The following is a 17,863-nucleotide window of genomic DNA, read 5'->3' as shown; positions in this document are numbered from 1 at the left end:
CTTTATTTTAAATTTGCATTATAAAATTCGTCTAATTATACCCAAACGTGCTAATTGCATTTTTAAAAAATATATTAAGGTTAAAATATGTCTCATAAATTTTTCGCTGTGTTAGTTTTATCGCTGATTTGTGCCGTCTCTTTTACGCTCTCAAATACACTTTTAGCTAAATTTCACACTAGCCCACTCATCATCTCCATCGTTTTAGGCGCCATTTTTGCAAATCTTTTTACCAAACAGACTCAAATTTTAAAATCTAGTGGTGTCGTAGCGATTGCTGGAAAGCAAATTTTAAGGCTTGGCATCATACTTTTTGGCTTTAATATAAGCCTTAGCGAGATCGCAAGTGTCGGCACCCTTGGTGTGATATATGTAGCTTTTATGGTCTTTGCGACCTTTTGCTTTGCGCTTTTTGCCGCCAAAGCTTTGGGACTTAGCAAGGATAGTGCTGTGCTCATTGGCTCAGGGGCTAGCATATGTGGCGCAGCTGCTGTCATGGCTACTCAAAATGAGATAAAAGCAGACGCAAACAAGCTTGCTATTGCCATTTGTACGGTGGTACTTTTTGGGACGATCGGTATGTTTATCTATCCATTTATCACCAATTTTCTAGCTCTCACGCCACACCAAACCGGCTTTTTTATAGGTGGCTCACTTCACGAAGTAGCCCATGTAGTGGCAGCTTCAGCAGCATTTGACAGCACAGCAAGTAGCACTGCCGTCATTATAAAAATGCTTCGCGTAATCATGCTTGTGCCATTTTTGTTTTTACTAAATTTCTTAAATTTAAGCCAAAATAGTGGTGGCTCAAAGCTAAAGAGCATACCATGGTTTGCGCTATTTTTCCTAGTGGCGATATGCGTTAGATCTTTGCCATTTTTCCCTGAAAATTTGGTGCAAATTTTAAAGCTAGCCGCTAGCATCTGTCTTTGTGTTGCGATGTGTGCTTTGGGGTTTGGGATAGATAGGAGTATATTTAAAGCGACGGGCAAAAAGCCATTTTTGCTAGCATTTTTTATATTTTTATGGCTTATTTGCTCATCGCTTGTTTTTGTTAAGACTCTTTGCTAGTTTTTAGCTTTTGCAAAAATTCTTCGATGTTGTATTTTGCTCTGTAAGCTGGGCTTAAAAGATGTATCAAAATGTCGCCAAGGTCCATCACTATCCAATCAGGCGAACTCTCCGTACCTATAAATTTTTCTCCAAGAGGCTTGAGCTCCTCTTTTAGATCCTCGCTCAGTGAGTAAGCATGCCTCTCACCAAGCGTTGTAGCGATAACTACGGCTTTTACGAAATAATCATCCCCACTCATATCAAACACTTGTATCTCTTCAGCCTTTTTTGCGTCTAAAACCTTAACTATACTTTCGGTGCGCTCTTGCATCGATCTCTCTTGCATTTTTAATCCTTGGTAAAAATTTATAACTTCATCTTTTATCTTGCTGGGCAGCTCATCAAGCCCCTTTTGGTGCCTGATCTGTGACGAGCTAACATCCACATGCACGTCCATTTTTTGTAAATTTTGTGGAATTTCTATGTGATTGCGCTTAGCGATCACAAACTGCACTAAGCTTTTTAGCTCCTCGTACCCGTGCCACTTATCAAGCGTGGCTAGGTGATCCGCGCCTATTATGAGATAAAATTTTTCTATCTTGAATTTCTCATACAAATACTTGACCGTCTCTATGGTAGGCACAGGGCGAGCTAAATTTATCTCATAGTCAGAAATCTCGACCTTCTCTAGGTCGCCCCAAATTTCTCTTATCCACTTTAGGCGAAGCTCTGGCGGAGCTGAGAATTCGCTCTTAAAGGGACTTATAAAAGTTGGCATGATGATGAGCTTGTCGATATCAAGGCTATTTAGTGCCATTTTCACAATGCTATCGTGTCCTAAATGAACCGGATCAAAGCTCCCGCCAAAAAGTGCTAACTTCATCTATTAAAGTGCCTTGTTTATATTTGTTTTAAAATTCTTTTTTGTAGAATTAGGCGTAATTATATCAAAAGGAGCTAAGATGTCAGTTAAAGTAGCAATAAACGGCTTCGGGCGTATCGGCAGGTGCGCTGCTCGTATTATTTTAGAGCGAGACGACGTTGAGCTTGTCGCTATCAACGACACCGCAACAAGGGATATGACGAGGTATTTGCTCAAATACGACAGCGTACACGGCGAATTTAAACAAGACGTTAAGGTGATAAACGACGAATTTATAGAAGTAAATGGTAAAAAGATAAGAGTTTTTTCAACAAGAGATCTAAACGAGCTTAACTACGCAGACTACGGCGCGGACGTGGTTTTGGAGTGTACGGGCAAGTTTTTGACTACCGAAAAATGCGAGCCCTATCTAGCTCGCGGTATCAAAAAAGTCGTCATGAGCGCTCCGGCAAAAGACGACACGGCGACGTTCGTAGTCGGCGTAAATGACGATAAATATGCAGGCGAAGCGATCGTTTCAAACGCAAGCTGCACCACAAACGGCCTAGCTCCCGTCGCAAAGGTGCTAAACGATAAATTTGGCATCGTAAAAGGGCTCATGACTACGATCCATGCCTACACCAACGGTCAGAGCCTAGTAGACGTAAAGGCCAAAGACTTCCGCCGCTCGCGCGCTGCGGCCCTAAATATCGGGCCTACGACCACCGGAGCCGCAAAAGCGATCGCAAAAGTACTTCCCGAGCTAAACGGCAAGATGCACGGACAAAGCGTGCGCGTGCCGGTCGCTAACGTCTCCATGGTCGATCTAACGGCGGTTTTAAAAAGACCGGCTAGCAAAGAGGAGATAAACGAGGCGTTTAGAGCGGCTGCTGAGTCGAATTTAAGGGGAATTTTATTCGTCGATGACGATTATAGGGTTAGCAGCGACTTTTGCACGAGCGCATATAGCAGTATCGTAGCGAGCGACACTACGCAGGTTATTGCGGGCGATATGGTGAAGGTCTTTGCGTGGTACGACAACGAGTGGGGCTACTCGACAAGGCTCGTCGATCTTGCTAAGATCGTGGCTACGAAGTAAATTTAAAGGGTGAAAAATGAGTGAAATTTTATCGATCAACGATCTTGAGCTCGGCGGCGCGAAGGTATTTGTCAGGTGCGATTTTAACGTGCCGATGGACGAGTTTTTAAACATCACCGACGACCGCCGCATACGCTCGGCGATCCCTACGATCCGCTATTGCCTGGATAACGGCTGCAGCGTGGTTTTGGCCAGCCACCTCGGGCGCCCTAAAAACGGCTTTGAGGAGAAATTTTCGCTGCGAGGCGTAGCAAAGAGGCTTTCAAGGCTGCTTGATAGAGACGTGATATTTGCCGAGGACGTAATAGGCGCGGACGCCAAAGCCAAAGTCGCCGCACTGAAGCCCGGCGAGATTTTGCTTCTTGAAAATTTACGCTTTGAAAAGGGCGAGACCAAAAACGATGAAACTTTGGCAAAAGAGCTTTCAGAATTTGGTGAATTTTACATAAACGACGCGTTTGGCGTCTGCCACAGAGCGCACGCATCGGTTGAAGCGATCACTAAATTTTACGACGAGAAGCATAAGGCGGCGGGATTTTTGCTACAAAAAGAGATAAATTTCGCTCAAAATCTCATCAAACACCCTGCGCGCCCGTTCGTCGCGGTCGTCGGCGGCAGCAAGGTAAGCGGCAAACTGCAAGCCCTACACAACCTGCTTCCGCGCGTGGATAAGCTGATAATCGGCGGCGGCATGGCCTTTACGTTTTTAAAATCGCTCGGCGAAAATATAGGAAATTCGCTTCTTGAAGAAGATCTCATCGAGGACGCACGCGAAATTTTACGCAAGGGCAGGGAGCTTGGCGTTAAAATTTACCTACCGGTGGACGTCGTCGCAGCCCAGACCTTTTCAGCTGAAAGCGCGGTGAAATTCGTCCCCGCCCAAGAAATACCTAGCGGCTGGATGGGACTAGATATTGGACCTGCGTCGATTAGGCTCTTTAAAGAGGTCATCGCCGACGCACAAACTATCTGGTGGAACGGACCGATGGGCGTTTTTGAGATGGATAAATTTAGCAAAGGTAGCATCAAAATGAGCCACGCCATCATCGACACTCACGCGACTACGGTCGTTGGCGGCGGCGATACGGCCGACGTGGTCGAGCGCGCCGGGGATGCCGACGAGATGACCTTTATCTCGACTGGAGGCGGCGCTAGTCTGGAGCTTATCGAGGGCAAGGAGCTGCCAGGCATAAAACCGCTTAGAAAGGCTGCGGAGTGAGGTTTTTAGCAAATTTAAAGTGCAATCATACGAGAGAAAGCTTTGCTAAATACGCTCAAATTTTAGACGCAAATTTAAGCGCAAACGACGACGTGACGGTATTCCCCCCGTTTAGCGCGCTTGATGGCGCGGCTCATAAATTTAAACTTGGCGCGCAAAATTTCTACCCGTGCGAAAGCGGCGCTCACACCGGCGAGATCGGCAAGGCGATGCTGGATGAGTTTGGCGTAAAAAGCGTACTGATCGGGCATTCCGAACGGAGGGAGCTTGGCGAGAGCGAGGAGCTTTTGCGCGTTAAATTCGATTTTGCCGCAAAGGCTGGCTGGCAGATCGTTTACTGCATCGGCGAAAATTTGAGCGTGAAAGAAGCTGGCGGCACGAAAGAGTTTTTGGCAGAACAGCTAAAAAATATCGACCTTGGCCACGAGCGGCTGCTGATCGCCTACGAGCCAATTTGGGCGATAGGTACGGGCAAGAGCGCGAGTGCGGAGCAGATCGAAGGAGTTTTAAATTTCATCCGCGAGCAGACGAGCGTACCGCTACTTTACGGCGGAAGCGTCAATGCAGCAAACATCGCTGATATCGCAGGTATAAAAAGCTGCGATGGGGTTTTGGTAGGCACAGCCAGCTGGGATGCGAATAATTTTTTAAATTTGATACGCGTTGTCTCGTGAGCGCCTTTTAATGAGTTCGAAATTTTAAGTCTGCGACAGGCTATTTGCCTAGTCTGGACCTAAAATTTCTACACAACATTAAAATTCATCTCACGATACTGCCGCTATTAAATTTGGTTTAAAATTTAAATATCGCTTAAAAGTCAAACAAAATAAAAGGAGAAATGATGATACTAAAAGGTAAAAAAGGTCTGATCGTCGGTGTCGCCAACGCCAAGTCAATAGCTTACGGCATCGCAAAAGCTTGTCACGATCAAGGTGCACAGATGGCATTTACATACCTAAACGACGCTCTTAAAAAGCGCGTAGAGCCGATCGCTGAAGAGTTTGGTAGCAAATTTGTCTACGAGCTTGACGTAAATAACCAAGCTCACCTAGACGGGCTTGCAAATCAAATCAAAAAAGACCTTGGCGAGATCGATTTTGTCGTGCACGCTGTGGCTTACGCACCAAAAGAGGCACTTGAGGGCGAGTTTGTAAACACCACAAAAGAGGCATTTGACATAGCGATGGGCACTAGCGTCTACTCGCTGCTAAGCCTTACTCGCGCGGTTTTGCCAGTGCTAAAAGAGGGCGGCTCGGTGCTCACTCTTACATATCTTGGCGGACCAAAATTTGTGCCACACTACAACGTAATGGGCGTTGCCAAAGCAGCACTTGAAAGCTCAGTCCGCTACCTAGCACACGACCTTGGCGCTAAAAACATCCGCGTAAATGCGATCAGCGCAGGCCCAATTAAAACGCTTGCCGCAAGCGGTATAGGCGACTTTAGGATGATCTTGCGCTACAACGAAGTAAACAGCCCACTAAAACGCAACGTCACCACTGAAGACGTCGGCAACAGCGCTATGTACCTACTTAGCGACCTAGCTAGCGGCGTAACAGGCGAAGTTCACTACGTAGATTGCGGCTACAACATCATGGGCATGGGCGACGTGGCTACCGACGCCGAGGGCAACACGATCCTAGCTTGGGACGCAAAATAATCTACCTATATAAATTTGGCGGGGCGACTCGCCAAATTCTTCTTTTAAATTTCACCAAATTTATAGCAAGGACAGAAAATGAGAGCTTTAGACGAGCTTATAGACACAAATGAGCCAGGCTGGGCGCTGATCGAAGAGTGGCTAAAAGAGGCTAAAAATGACTATGAAATTTTGCCTCGCGATGAGAGCAGGGCGCAAAAGGAGCTTTTGGGGCTTCAGGTAACCACTCGCTCGCCGATGGGAGCGCTTGTTTATGGGTGCGGCGGCATAGTGATAGATGGCGGTTGGTTGCGCCTGCTTGGCTCAGGATGTGAGCAGATGAAGCGCGGAATTTACAGCTTTAACCTTGGCAAAAGCTTTAGCGAAGCAGGGCAGATGCCTGGCTACTTGCTCGTGGCAGACGATGTTTTGGGCGGATTTTTCGCGGTAAATGGCGGCGCCTTTGGTGGCAAAGCTGGCAATGCCTTTTACTGCGTGCCAGATAGTGGCAAATGGGAGGATACGTAGCTTGGCTACTCGTAGTTTTTATACTGGGCGCTTTGCGGCGAAATATCGAAAATTTTATGAGCTTTACCACTGGGATGACTGGCGTGAAGATGTGAAAAATTTTAGCCTTGATAGGATGATATTTGTACTACTGCCGATACTTTGACAAGACATCAACGTGAGTCTAAGACTAAAAGATATGAAAAAATAGTATTTGCATGAATGAATTTTCAAATTTTGCCTTCAAGGGCTTCTAATAAATTTGTATGTTACTTCTATTAGATCCAAGAGTTTCGCTCTATCTTATTTAAAATTTATAAAATTTTTTCATAATTTACTTAAGAGTGTTTATAAAAATAATTCTAAATACTAAAAAGCAAAATTTATTTTAGATTTCTTAAGCCTTTCTTGATAAAAATTATCTACAAAATTTAAGAATTTTTATACTTGTAAGAAATTTTCTGTTAAAAATTAACCTTATTTACTACCTTGATAAAATTATATAATTTCGTTCCTTATCTCAGAATCTAATTAATTTATTAGATAATTAAAATTTAAAAATAGTTTATATTTTTGCCAAAAAACTCAAAAATTTATCCAAAATTTATACTTAAAATTATAATATTCAATCTCAAAATTATACTATAAAATTAAAATAGTAATTTTAATAACCAAATTAGGAGAAAATATGAGATTTAAAAGCTTATTTAAACTCTCTCTTGCAGCAAGCATAGCAGTTTGTGCAAATGGGGCAGACGAGAGCGTATTAAGCGGAGTTGAGGTAACAAGTAGTAGTGGCGGATATGGCGTTGATGACATCAAAATTTCAACTAGAAACGCTGGCCTAGTAAAAGACGTAATGAGAGATATTCCTGGTGTTTATGTTGGCGGAACAAACGGCATGAATCAAAAAATTTATATGAGGGGCGTTAGCGACCGTGGTCTAAATATCACGATAGATGGCGCAAAACAAAACGGAAATACATTTCACCACAACGCTGACTTGCTGATCGATCCAGATCTTATAAAAGCTGTTGATGTCGAGGTTGGCTCAAGATCAGTGGTAAACGGCTCAGGTGCACTTGGCGGTTCGGTCGCCTTTAAAACGGTTGACGCAAAAGACTTGCTAGAAAGCGGCGAAATCATCGGCGCAAAGATAAAAACAGGATACGCCTCAAATAACAGCGAATTTTCTCAAGGCCTTATGCTATTTACCGCGCCGGTTGAAGGGCTTGACTTTATAGCTGCTATTAATCACAAGGGCTACGACTACGGCAAAAGCGGCAACAAAAGAAAGATAGGCGGCGACGGAAACGATCTTAGCTATCTTTTAAAGCTTGGTTACAGCTTCCTTGATGCGCATAGAATTTCTATCTCAAGAGAGCATAATGAATTTAAAGGCATGTATCCAATGAGAGCTGAGTTTGGTAGCTGGTATAGCGATTCAAATGCTGTTGATAATCGTAAATATGAGCGAGATACGACGACGCTAAAATACGAGTATAAACCAAGTGATCTTCTAAATTTAGATGTAACGGTATACAACACTGAGCATAAAAAAGATGATCCAGTCTTAAAAATTTTAGGCGTAAAAACAAACGGTATAAACGCAAAGGCTAAAAGTGTAGTAGAGACCGGTGCTTTGACACAGACGTTTAGATACGGCGCTGAGTTTTACCAAAGTAAAAATTTTAACAAGCCAAATAATCACTATCCTGAAAAAGTAAATAACTACTCAATCTATGCAGAAGATGCGCTAAATTTTAGCTCGCTAACTGTTACTCCAGGTATCAGATACACTCGCCACGAGCTAAAAAGCTACGATGGTAGAGCTGGAAATGTAAAGAGCTACACCTATAAATTTAATGAATTTACCCCAGCGCTTGCACTCGATTATGAGATACTTAAAGGGCTTAACGCATTTGCAAGCTACGCAAGAGTCTTTAGAGGGCCTGACGTTATGGAGTCGATGATGGCAGGCGGAAGCAGAAGCTGGGAAGCTAACAAAGATCTGAAACCTACAACTGGTAACAGCTACGAAACTGGTCTAAAATATCAAGGCGATATAAGTGAAGCTAGCTCATATAGCTTATCTGCAAAATACTTCATGACAAAATATAAAAATTTAATAGTCGATAACAACGCAGCAGGTGGTAGAACAAATCCGATAATGATTAGAAAAAACGCTGGTGGTGCTGATATAAGCGGTGTTGAGCTACTTGCAAGGCTAAATTTAGACGCACTAAGCCTAGCTGCTAGCTACACTCATCAAAATGTAAAATATAAAGATAGGGTCGCTAAGGCAAGCGGTGGCTACTATACCTCAAATATCATTGGTTACCGCGATCAGGGCGATAAATACACATTTAACGCAGAGTACGCATTTTCTAGCATTGATACGCTAATAGGCTACAACTTAATCTACTTCGCTTCAAAAAATACCATATCGGCCGGCGATAATGAAACTACTAAGATACCAAGCTATGCAGTTAGCGATATCTATGCTAGCTATACGCCAAGTAGCGGTAAATTTAAAGGGCTAGAGATAAATGCTGGAATTTATAACCTCTTTAATAAAACTTATGCTTCGCAGTCTCAAAGAATGGCTGATTATACAGGCAATCCAAACTATGTGGACTGGGAGCCAGGTAGAAATTTCAAGGTAAACATATCTTATAAATTTTAACTTCAAGGCAAGGTGAAAGCCTTGCCAAATTTCTCTTTTATATAAAAATTCTAGCTTTTTTCACTATGCTGTTTGTTTTAAAATTAATATAGTATCATTTTGGCGACTAAACTTTTTTGGGAGAAAAAATGAGGCAGAAGCACTTTGAAGTGGTAATTGTCGGAGCTGGCATTAGTGGGACAGCGCTCTTTTACGAGTTGGCTGCATTTAGCGATATAAAAAAGGTCGCACTTTTAGAAAAATATGACGGCGTGGCTACTCTAAATTCAAACGGCAAAGGCAACTCACAAACCATTCATTGTGGTGATATCGAGACAAACTACACGCTAGAAAAAGCAAAAAAAGTCTCTCGTGTGGCAAATATGCCAGTAAAATATGCTCTAAAATACAATCTTGATGGCAAATATATGTTCGCTCATCAAAAGATGGCACTAGCTATCGGAGATGCCGAAGTAGAGCGCATGAAAGAGAGATATGAGAGTTTTAAAGAGCTTTTTCCTTACCTTGAAATTTATGACAAAGAGAAGTTAAAACAGATCGAGCCAAACGTTATTTTTGACACAAATGGTAATGAGAGGCCAGAAAACATCATCGCCATAGGCACGCAAAATGGGCAGTTTACGACGATGGACTTTGGCGGCTTAGCAAACTCACTTGTGCAAAATGCGCTGAATTTAGGCGGAGATGGCTACGAGATCAGTCTAAACTCAGAAGTAACTGATATAAAAAAGGCGGGTGATACATTTCACATAAAGATAAATGATGGCGAGGTGATCACCGCAAACTACGTTGTAGTAGATGCTGGAGGACACTCGCTATTTTTGGCTCACAAAATGGGTTATGGACTTCATCTTAGCACATTGCCCGTTGCTGGAAGCTTTTACTTTGCAAAAAAACGCTTACTAAATGGCAAAGTTTATATGGTGCAAAACGATAAGCTACCATTTGCCGCGCTTCACGGCGATCCAGATATCCTAGCTAATGGCAACACCCGCTTTGGACCAACAGCTCTAGTCATACCAAAACTAGAGAGATACCACGGCTGTTCAAGCTTTTTTGACTTTTGTAAATGCCTAAAATTTGATAAAAATGTCTTTGAAGTCTTTACAAATCTCTTAAAAGATAGCGACATCAGATCTTATATTTTGAGAAATTTCTTATTTGAAGTGCCATTTATCAATAAAAAAGAATTTGTAAAAGATGCTAGAAAGATCGTACCAAGCCTAAGTGAAAATGACCTAAGCTATGCTATAAATTTTGGCGGCGTAAGACCGCAAGTTATCGACCGTAATAAAAAGTGCCTTGAGCTTGGCGAGGGCAAGATAAGCACAGGCGAGGGCATAAGTTTTAATATGACTCCAAGCCCTGGGGCTACGAGTTGCTTTGAAATAGCAAGAACTGATATGATCGAAGCCTGTAAATTTTTAGGTAAAAATTTTAACGAAGAGAAATTTAACGCTGAGTTTTTGGATAAAAATGGGAGTGTTTAATATTTTTAAAAAAGGTGCGGATATGCCAAAAACAGCACAACAAAGAAAAGATGAGAGCATAAAAATTTTAAAAAAAGAGGGCGTGGCTGTGCTTGAGAGCCTGCCACTAAGGTATGACAATAGTGAAGTTACGCCAAGAAGCGTTGATGAGATCATTGCTCGTGCGGTTTGCTCATTTACAGCGATCATGTGCGCTTGTACGATTCGTGACAATGGCCACTTAAGTGAAGATGAGATAGCTTGGGCTAAAGACTTTTTGGGCGATTTTTATAATGACCTAAGTGTAAAAGAAAAAGAGGTCGTAGAGGGCAGAGCTGATATAAACGCTGCTGTAAATATGGGCTGGAAATATGAGTCGCTTTGGATCTTGCTTTGGGCTCTTAGCATCGCAGAAGATATCGGTGAGATGGATAAAATTTGCGACTGTGAGTTTGTGATGGATGTCTTTAGGGAGGGCGGACTAAAAAACCGCTCAAAGCTTCGCAGTTTGGATGAAATTTTAAGCAAACTTGATCTAGTTTATCGCTACCACTGGGCGTGTGTAGATGCTAGGATAAACGGTAAAAAGGTTGCTGGACTTGACGAAGAGGTTGTTATGGAAAGACGTGCGGGGCTTGAGTGGCTATGTTGCAAAGGGCAAGAAAATGATGACATAAAGGCCGAATTTAACACCTGGGACCACCCTGATCTAAATACGTAAATTTACATTTTTGCACTAAAATAAGCCAAAAATGAAAGGAAAAATATGAAAATTTTAGTAACTGGAACAGCTGGATTTATAGGATTTCACCTTGCAAATGCCCTTATAGCACGTGGCGATGAGGTTGTTGGGTATGACGTTATAAATGACTATTACGACGTAAATTTAAAGCTTGCACGCCTAAAAACGGCTGGCTTTGAGACTAGCGAGATAGATTATGGTAAGCTGATCACCTCAAAGACGCATCCGAATTTAAAATTTATAAAAGCAGACCTCGCTGATGAAAAGACTATGAAAGAGCTTTTTGCCAAAGAAAAATTTGATGTAGTGGTAAATTTAGCCGCACAAGCAGGCGTTCGCTACTCACTCATAAACCCAAAAGCCTACATCGACAGCAACATCACAGGCTTTATGAACATCCTAGAATGCTGCCGCCACAATGAGATCAAAAATTTAGTCTATGCAAGCTCTAGCTCGGTTTATGGACTAAATGAGAACATGCCGTTTTCTACGCACGAGGGGGTCAATCACCCTATAAGCCTCTACGCAGCAACCAAAAAGAGCAACGAGATGATGGCGCACACTTATAGTCATTTATTTAACGTGCCAACGACTGGACTTCGCTTTTTTACAGTTTACGGACCATGGGGACGCCCTGATATGGCGCTATTTTTGTTTGTCGACGCCGCACTTAAAGATAAAACTATCGATATTTTTAACTATGGCAAAATGAAGCGTGACTTTACCTACGTGGACGACATCGTAAAGGGCATCATCAAGTGCATAGACAACCCTGCTAAGCCAAATCCGGCTTGGGACGCAAAGCACCCAGATCCTGCCACTTCAAAAGCGCCGTTTAAGGTCTATAATATCGGCAACAACAGCCCAGTTGAGCTCATGGACTACATCAAGGCTGTTGAGATAAAGATCGGCCGTGAGATCAAGAAAAATTTCCTCCCACTTCAAGCAGGCGACGTGCCAGCGACATTTGCTGATGTGAGCGATTTGGTGGCTGACTTTGACTACAAGCCAAATACAAAAGTAAACGACGGTGTGGCTAAATTTGTCGAGTGGTACTGCGAGTTTTACGGAGTTGAGATTTAAGGGACGCAGATGAGGCGATGCGAATGGGCAAAAGGCGAGCTTGATATAGCTTACCACGATAACGAGTGGGGCAAAGTCGTAAAAGATGATAGAAAATTTTTCGAAATGATAGTTCTGGAGGGCTTTCAGGCGGGACTTTCGTGGCATGGAGTACTTCAAAAAAGAGAGGCTATGAGAGAGGCATTTGATGGCTTTGATCCAGAGAAGATCAAGCTTTACGGTGAGGCTGAGATAGCTAAATTTATGCAAAATAAGAGGCTGATCCGTAATAGATTAAAACTAAAATCACTTTCTGCAAACGCCCTTGCATTTTTATCAGTAACCAAAGAATTTGGCAGCTTTTATGACTATTTGTGGGGATATTTGCTAAGAAAATTTGACCCAAAATTTGACGGCAAGCAGATCATAAATCACTATCAAGATATCAAGCAAGTGCCAGCCACTACGCCTATGTCAGACTTTGTGGCAAAGGAGCTAAAAAAGCGAGGGTTTAAATTTTTAGGCTCTGTTAGCACCTATGCCTTTTTGCAAAGTGTGGGCGTTGTAGATGATCATATGAATTATTGTTTTTGCAAGGCAAAAGCTTGATTAGAATAATTTTTGCGGTTTTACTCCTTTTAAATTTTGCATTTTCTCTTGATTTGCTGCGCCTTAGCGAGTATAAAGATCAAAACGTCTCAGGCTGGCTAGCTAGCGAGAAGCTTGATGGCGTGCGTGCCTACTGGGACGGAGAGAATTTACTCTCAAGACAGGGCAAAAAGCTAAATGCACCGCTAAGTTTTACTAAAAATTTTCCTAAATTTGCGCTCGATGGCGAGCTTTACGCAAAGGAGCTTAAATTTGAAGAAATTCAAGCAACAGTGATGGATAAGTTGCCCGATGAAAAAGCGTGGGGCAGGCTTAAATTTCACATTTTCGACGTGCCTGAGGCAAGTGGTAGCTTGCTTGATAGGCTTGAAGTTTTGGCTAAATTTCTAAAAAATGAGCCAAATCACAATTTAATCATAATAAAACAGATAAAAATGCGAGATAACGCTCAATTTTTGAAATTTACTGAAAGTATCATCGCAAAAGGCGGCGAGGGAGCAGTGGTGCGTGAGCCAAATGCACCGTACGAGCGAAAAAGAAGCAAAAATGCACTTAAATTTAAGAAATTTAAAGATTCCGAGTGTGAAGTGACCGCTATAAATAAAGGTAGCGGCAAATACGCAAAATTTGCTGGCTCGCTTACCTGCAAAGCGCTTGGTGGCAAGCAGGGTGAAGAAAAAGCTGGTGAACCAAAATCTGGCGCTATCTTTAAAATAGGATCGGGACTAAGCGATGAAAAGCGCCAAAATCCCCCAAAGATAGGTTCTATCATCACATATAAATTTCAAAATTTAACAGCCAACGGCAAGCCAAGATTTCCAATATTTTTAAGGGTTAGAGAGGATTAAAATTTATTCAAAAGCCTTGCTTTACTTTTGCTTTACCCTATTTTTGATAAAATTAACCACTTTTTACGAAAGGCTTAAACTTGAAAATTTTAGTAACAGGTGGTGCTGGATACATCGGCAGCCACGTAGTAAAAGCACTTTTAAAGCAAGGCAATGATGAGATAACCATCATCGATAATCTCTGCAAAGGCTCACAAAAAGCACTTGAGGCACTCCAAAGAATCGGAAATTTTAAATTTATAAATGCAAATTTAGAAGATGATCTAAGTGAAATTTTTGCTAATGGCAAATTTGATGCGATCATCCATTTTGCAGCGTTTATAGAGGTTTTTGAGAGTATGAGTGAGCCACTAAAATACTATCTAAACAACACCGCAAACGTCGCAAGGGTGCTAAGATACGCAAAAACTTACAATGTAAATAAATTTATATTTAGTTCAACTGCCGCAGTTTACGGCGAGCCAGACGTGGCAGAAGTTAGCGAAACAACGCCTACAAATCCGATAAATCCATACGGCAGAAGTAAGCTTATGAGTGAGCAGATCATCAAAGATTATGCCTCTTCAAATGAAAATTTTAAATTTGCGATTTTGCGCTACTTTAACGTGGCAGGCGCAGACGAAGAGGGGCTTATCGGTCAAAACTATCCAAACGCCACGCACCTTATCAAGGTGGCCGTGCAAACTGCCCTTGGCAAGCGCGAAAGCATGGGTATCTTTGGCGATGACTACGCGACAAAAGATGGCACATGCGTTAGAGACTACATCCACGTTAGCGACCTAGCGGACGCCCACATAAGCGCACTTGACTACATCAGTCAAAATGGCAGCGAAACTTTTAACGTGGGATATGGCAGGGGATTTAGCGTAAAAGAGGTCATCGAGACCGCAAAAAAAGTAAGCGGGGTAAATTTTAAGGTGTTAAATGCGCCAAGAAGGGACGGCGACCCAGCTATCCTCATCTCAAACGCAAGCAAACTACGCTCTCTAACAAGCTGGAAGCCAAAAAGAGACGATCTAGCGCTCATCATAAAAACTGCCCTTGAGTGGGAAAAAAGAATTTAAGGATAAGCATGAAAATAGCAGTAATCGGAACTGGATATGTTGGACTAGTAAGTGGTGCATGCTTTGCTAAGATGGGCAACAGCGTGATCTGCGTCGATGTTGACAGTAAAAAGATCGAGGCGCTAAAAAACGGCGTCGTGCCTATATATGAGCCAGGGCTTGCTGATATCGTGAGCGAGTGCTACAAAAATGGCTCGCTTAAATTTAGCACGCAGATAACTGAGGCGCTAGAGCATGCAGATGTGCTATTTATCGCGGTTGGCACGCCTATGGGCGCTGATGGACAGGCGGATTTAAAATACGTTCTCTCGGTGGCAAAATCGATCGGAGAAAATTTAAGCAAACCACTAATAGTCGTAGATAAATCAACCGTTCCAGTAGGCACTGGAGCTAAGGTGCATGAGGTGATCGAGGCTGAGCTTAAAAAGAGAAATGCAAAGGTTAAATTTGAAGTCGTCTCAAACCCAGAGTTCTTAAAAGAGGGTGCGGCAGTTGAAGACTTTTTAAAGCCAGACCGCGTAGTTATCGGGGCTAGCAGCGAGTGGGGCTTTAGCGTGATGAGAGAGCTTTATGAGCCATTTATGAAAAATCACGACAGGCTAATTTGCATGGACGTAAAATCAGCCGAGATGACAAAATACGCCGCAAATTCGATGCTGGCAACCAAAATAAGCTTTATAAACGAGATAGCAAATATCTGCGAACGCGTGGGCGCTGATGTAAATTTAGTAAGAAAGGGCATCGGCAGCGACTCAAGGATCGGATATAGCTTCATCTACCCAGGCTGCGGATACGGTGGTAGCTGCTTTCCAAAAGACGTCGAGGCGCTCATCTACACAGCTAGGCAAAATGGCTTTGAGCCAGAGCTTTTAAACGCGGTCGAGTCAAGAAATAAGGCTCAAAAAAGAGTGCTGTTTGAGAAAATTTATAACTTTTTTGGCGGCGATCTAAAGGGCAAGACAATTGCGTTTTGGGGGCTTGCGTTTAAGCCAAACACAGACGATATGCGCGAGGCTAGCTCGATAACATTGATAAAGCTTTTAGACGAAGCTGGCGCGAAAGTGGTGGCATATGATCCTAAATCAAGCGAAGAAGCTAAAAAATATATGCCAAATTTAGATGTAAAATATGCTAAAAATAAATATGACGCGCTTAATGGTGCCGATGCAATGGTGCTTGTGACTGAGTGGAGTGAGTTTAGATCGCCTGATTTTATGGAGATCAAAGAGAGGCTAAAAAACGCCGTTATATTTGACGGGCGCAACCAATACAACGCTAAAATTTTAGCCGAGCATGGATTTAAGTATTTCCAAATCGGAGTAAAGGCATGAGAAAATTTTTACTTTTTATCGCAGCTTGCGTGCTTCCGTTTTCACTTTTGGCGAGCGAAAATGCGCCAAAAACCGAGGAAAATATTTTTGAGCTACCTATCTCAAAGATGCCGCCTGATTATTTTAAATACGAAGTCGCATTTTTTAAAGAGATAGAAATCGACTGCAATTTCGCCTTTTTACTCGGTGGGAAGCTTGAAGAAAAAGAGGACGCGCGCGGGATTTATTACGAATTTAGTGGCGGGGATGAGCTAGCGCAAACGATGATGCTATGCAAGGACGGAAAGAAAAAGAGGCAGGTTTATTACGAATTCACTAAAATTTTACCAGGCGTTAGCCCTATTAGAATCATAATTCCAAAAGGTGTAAGTGCGGAAATAAGAATGTATGAACGCGTAAAAAAGATAGAAGCAAAAAAGAAAGGAAAAAATAAATGAAAATAGCAGTAGTAGGACTTGGATATGTGGGACTTCCACTTGCAGCAGCTTTTAGCGAAAAGTACGAAGTAGTGGGCTTTGATGTAAATGCAAAACGTATAGAAGAGCTTAAAAGTGGCTATGATAGAACGCTTGAACTTAGTAACGAACAGATGAAAAAAGCGATCGATAATGGCATGAAATTTAGTCTAAATTTAGATGATATTAGAAGTTGTAACTTCTTCATCGTGACCGTTCCAACTCCGATAGATAGGAACAAGCGCCCTGATCTAACTCCAGTCGTAAAAGCGACTGAGAGTGTGGCAAAAGTGCTTAAAAAAGGCGACATCGTTGTCTATGAAAGCACCGTTTATCCAGGCGTTACAGAGGAGATTTGCGTGCCACTTCTTGAAAAAAGTGGGCTTAAATTTAACAAAGATTTCTTCTGCGGCTACTCTCCAGAGCGCATAAACCCAGGTGACAAAGAGCATACTGTAACTAAGATCAAAAAGATCACAAGTGGCTCAACTCCAGAGATCGCTGACAAGGTCGATGAAATTTACCGCTCTATCATTACAGCCGGCACTCACAAAGCTTCAAGCATCAAAGTGGCAGAGGCTGCAAAGGTCATCGAAAACACTCAGCGTGATATAAACATCGCCTTTATAAACGAGCTTGCGATGCTTTTTGAAAAGCTTCATATCAACACCATTGACGTTTTAGAGGCTGCAGGTACTAAGTGGAATTTCTTAAATTTCCGCCCAGGTCTAGTTGGTGGACACTGCATCGGCGTAGATCCATACTACCTAACTCACAAAGCTCAAGAGGTAGGCTATCATCCAGAGATGATCCTAGCAGGTCGCCGTATCAACGATGACATGGGTAGATACGCAGCTGATCAAGTGATAAAACTAATGATAAGAAAAGGCGTGCTTATCAATAAAGCCCGCGTGCTTGTCCTTGGTATGACATTTAAAGAAAACTGCCCTGATATAAGAAATTCTCGCGTTATAGACGTAGTTGATGAGTTAAAAGACTTTGGCTGCAAGGTCGATGTGACCGATCCTTGGGCCGATAGCGCTGAGGTAAAACACGAGTACGGCTTTGATCTAGTGAAAGAGTATAACCTAGATGACTACGACTGCATCGTGATTGCCGTAGCTCACAATGAGTTTAAAAAGCTAAATTTAAAAGGCCATTTAGTTTACGATATAAAAAATATCTACCCAGAGGCTGACGCTAGGCTGTAAGGAATTT

General features: G+C 42.5%; 18 protein-coding genes. 17 read left to right on the top strand and 1 reads right to left on the bottom strand.

The genetic code is table 11. The features are described 5' to 3' along the window. Nucleotides 1–87 precede the first annotated feature (87 nt). Entirely contained in the window at nt 88–1,071 is a 984-nt protein-coding gene (locus tag G5B98_RS07125; RefSeq protein ID WP_196086501.1) for a YeiH family protein, read from the top strand. Here G5B98_RS07125 and nadD read toward each other — a convergent pair. Next, nucleotides 1,055–1,936, bottom strand: coding sequence for a nicotinate (nicotinamide) nucleotide adenylyltransferase (gene nadD / locus G5B98_RS07120; protein ID WP_196086500.1), 882 nt, complete (start codon nt 1,934–1,936; stop codon nt 1,055–1,057). The two genes, G5B98_RS07125 and nadD, sit on opposite strands and share 17 nt — an antisense overlap. Before the next feature lie 79 nt (nt 1,937–2,015). Here nadD and gap point away from each other — a divergent pair, with 79 nt between their 5' ends. From gap to G5B98_RS07045, 16 genes are all read left to right on the top strand, one after another. Then, the gene (gene gap / locus G5B98_RS07115) at nt 2,016–3,014 is read left to right on the top strand and encodes a type I glyceraldehyde-3-phosphate dehydrogenase (protein WP_196086499.1); all 999 of its coding nucleotides are present in this window, start codon (nt 2,016–2,018) and stop codon (nt 3,012–3,014) included. Between the two features lie 16 nt (nt 3,015–3,030). Then, complete coding sequence (locus G5B98_RS07110) at nt 3,031–4,233, top strand: phosphoglycerate kinase (protein WP_196086498.1); 1,203 nt, start codon at nt 3,031–3,033, stop codon at nt 4,231–4,233. Then, nucleotides 4,230–4,907, top strand: coding sequence for a triose-phosphate isomerase (locus tag G5B98_RS07105; protein WP_196086497.1), 678 nt, complete (start codon nt 4,230–4,232; stop codon nt 4,905–4,907). Before G5B98_RS07110 ends, G5B98_RS07105 begins: the two co-directional genes overlap by 4 nt. A 167-nt stretch (nt 4,908–5,074) precedes the next feature. After that, entirely contained in the window at nt 5,075–5,893 is an 819-nt protein-coding gene (gene fabI, locus G5B98_RS07100) for an enoyl-ACP reductase FabI (protein ID WP_009294739.1), read from the top strand. Nucleotides 5,894–5,971: 78 nt separating this feature from the next. Continuing rightward, a complete protein-coding gene (locus G5B98_RS07095; protein ID WP_232524568.1) occupies nt 5,972–6,400 on the top strand; it encodes a DUF2625 family protein in 429 nt (142 codons plus the stop codon). Nucleotide 6,401: 1 nt separating this feature from the next. After that, nucleotides 6,402–6,545, top strand: a complete 144-nt coding sequence (locus tag G5B98_RS09460; protein WP_232524567.1) for a DUF2625 family protein — start codon at nt 6,402–6,404, stop codon at nt 6,543–6,545. A 522-nt stretch (nt 6,546–7,067) separates the two neighbouring features. After that, a complete protein-coding gene (locus G5B98_RS07090) occupies nt 7,068–9,065 on the top strand; it encodes a TonB-dependent receptor domain-containing protein (protein ID WP_196086496.1) in 1,998 nt (665 codons plus the stop codon). Between the two features lie 128 nt (nt 9,066–9,193). Then, entirely contained in the window at nt 9,194–10,555 is a 1,362-nt protein-coding gene (locus G5B98_RS07085; protein WP_196086495.1) for an FAD-dependent oxidoreductase, read from the top strand. A gap of 22 nt (nt 10,556–10,577) precedes the next feature. Then, nucleotides 10,578–11,255 (top strand): DUF4272 domain-containing protein, encoded by a 678-nt coding sequence (locus G5B98_RS07080; RefSeq protein WP_232524566.1) that lies wholly within the window; start codon nt 10,578–10,580, stop codon nt 11,253–11,255. Nucleotides 11,256–11,300: 45 nt separating this feature from the next. Continuing rightward, nucleotides 11,301–12,359, top strand: coding sequence for an NAD-dependent epimerase (locus G5B98_RS07075; RefSeq protein WP_196086493.1), 1,059 nt, complete (start codon nt 11,301–11,303; stop codon nt 12,357–12,359). Nucleotides 12,360–12,368: 9 nt separating this feature from the next. Beyond that, the gene (locus G5B98_RS07070; protein ID WP_196086492.1) at nt 12,369–12,947 is read left to right on the top strand and encodes a DNA-3-methyladenine glycosylase I; all 579 of its coding nucleotides are present in this window, start codon (nt 12,369–12,371) and stop codon (nt 12,945–12,947) included. Then, the gene (locus tag G5B98_RS07065) at nt 12,947–13,795 is read left to right on the top strand and encodes a DNA ligase (protein WP_196087364.1); all 849 of its coding nucleotides are present in this window, start codon (nt 12,947–12,949) and stop codon (nt 13,793–13,795) included. The genes G5B98_RS07070 and G5B98_RS07065 overlap by 1 nt, the downstream gene beginning before the upstream one ends. Nucleotides 13,796–13,875: 80 nt before the next feature. Beyond that, nucleotides 13,876–14,859 (top strand): UDP-glucose 4-epimerase GalE, encoded by a 984-nt coding sequence (gene galE / locus G5B98_RS07060; RefSeq protein ID WP_196086491.1) that lies wholly within the window; start codon nt 13,876–13,878, stop codon nt 14,857–14,859. A gap of 8 nt (nt 14,860–14,867) precedes the next feature. Further along, the gene (locus G5B98_RS07055) at nt 14,868–16,190 is read left to right on the top strand and encodes a UDP-glucose dehydrogenase family protein (protein ID WP_196086490.1); all 1,323 of its coding nucleotides are present in this window, start codon (nt 14,868–14,870) and stop codon (nt 16,188–16,190) included. Next, nucleotides 16,187–16,627, top strand: a complete 441-nt coding sequence (locus G5B98_RS07050; RefSeq protein WP_196086489.1) for an ecotin family protein — start codon at nt 16,187–16,189, stop codon at nt 16,625–16,627. The genes G5B98_RS07055 and G5B98_RS07050 overlap by 4 nt, the downstream gene beginning before the upstream one ends. After that, entirely contained in the window at nt 16,624–17,856 is a 1,233-nt protein-coding gene (locus G5B98_RS07045) for a nucleotide sugar dehydrogenase (protein WP_196086488.1), read from the top strand. Before G5B98_RS07050 ends, G5B98_RS07045 begins: the two co-directional genes overlap by 4 nt. Nucleotides 17,857–17,863: the final 7 nt, after the last annotated feature.

Origin of the sequence: Campylobacter concisus, from assembly GCF_015679985.1 — a bacterium.
GTDB lineage: Bacteria > Campylobacterota > Campylobacteria > Campylobacterales > Campylobacteraceae > Campylobacter_A > Campylobacter_A concisus_AC.
The sequence above is the reverse complement of the archived record's forward strand: the minus strand, read 5'-3'. Positions and strand labels throughout refer to the sequence as shown.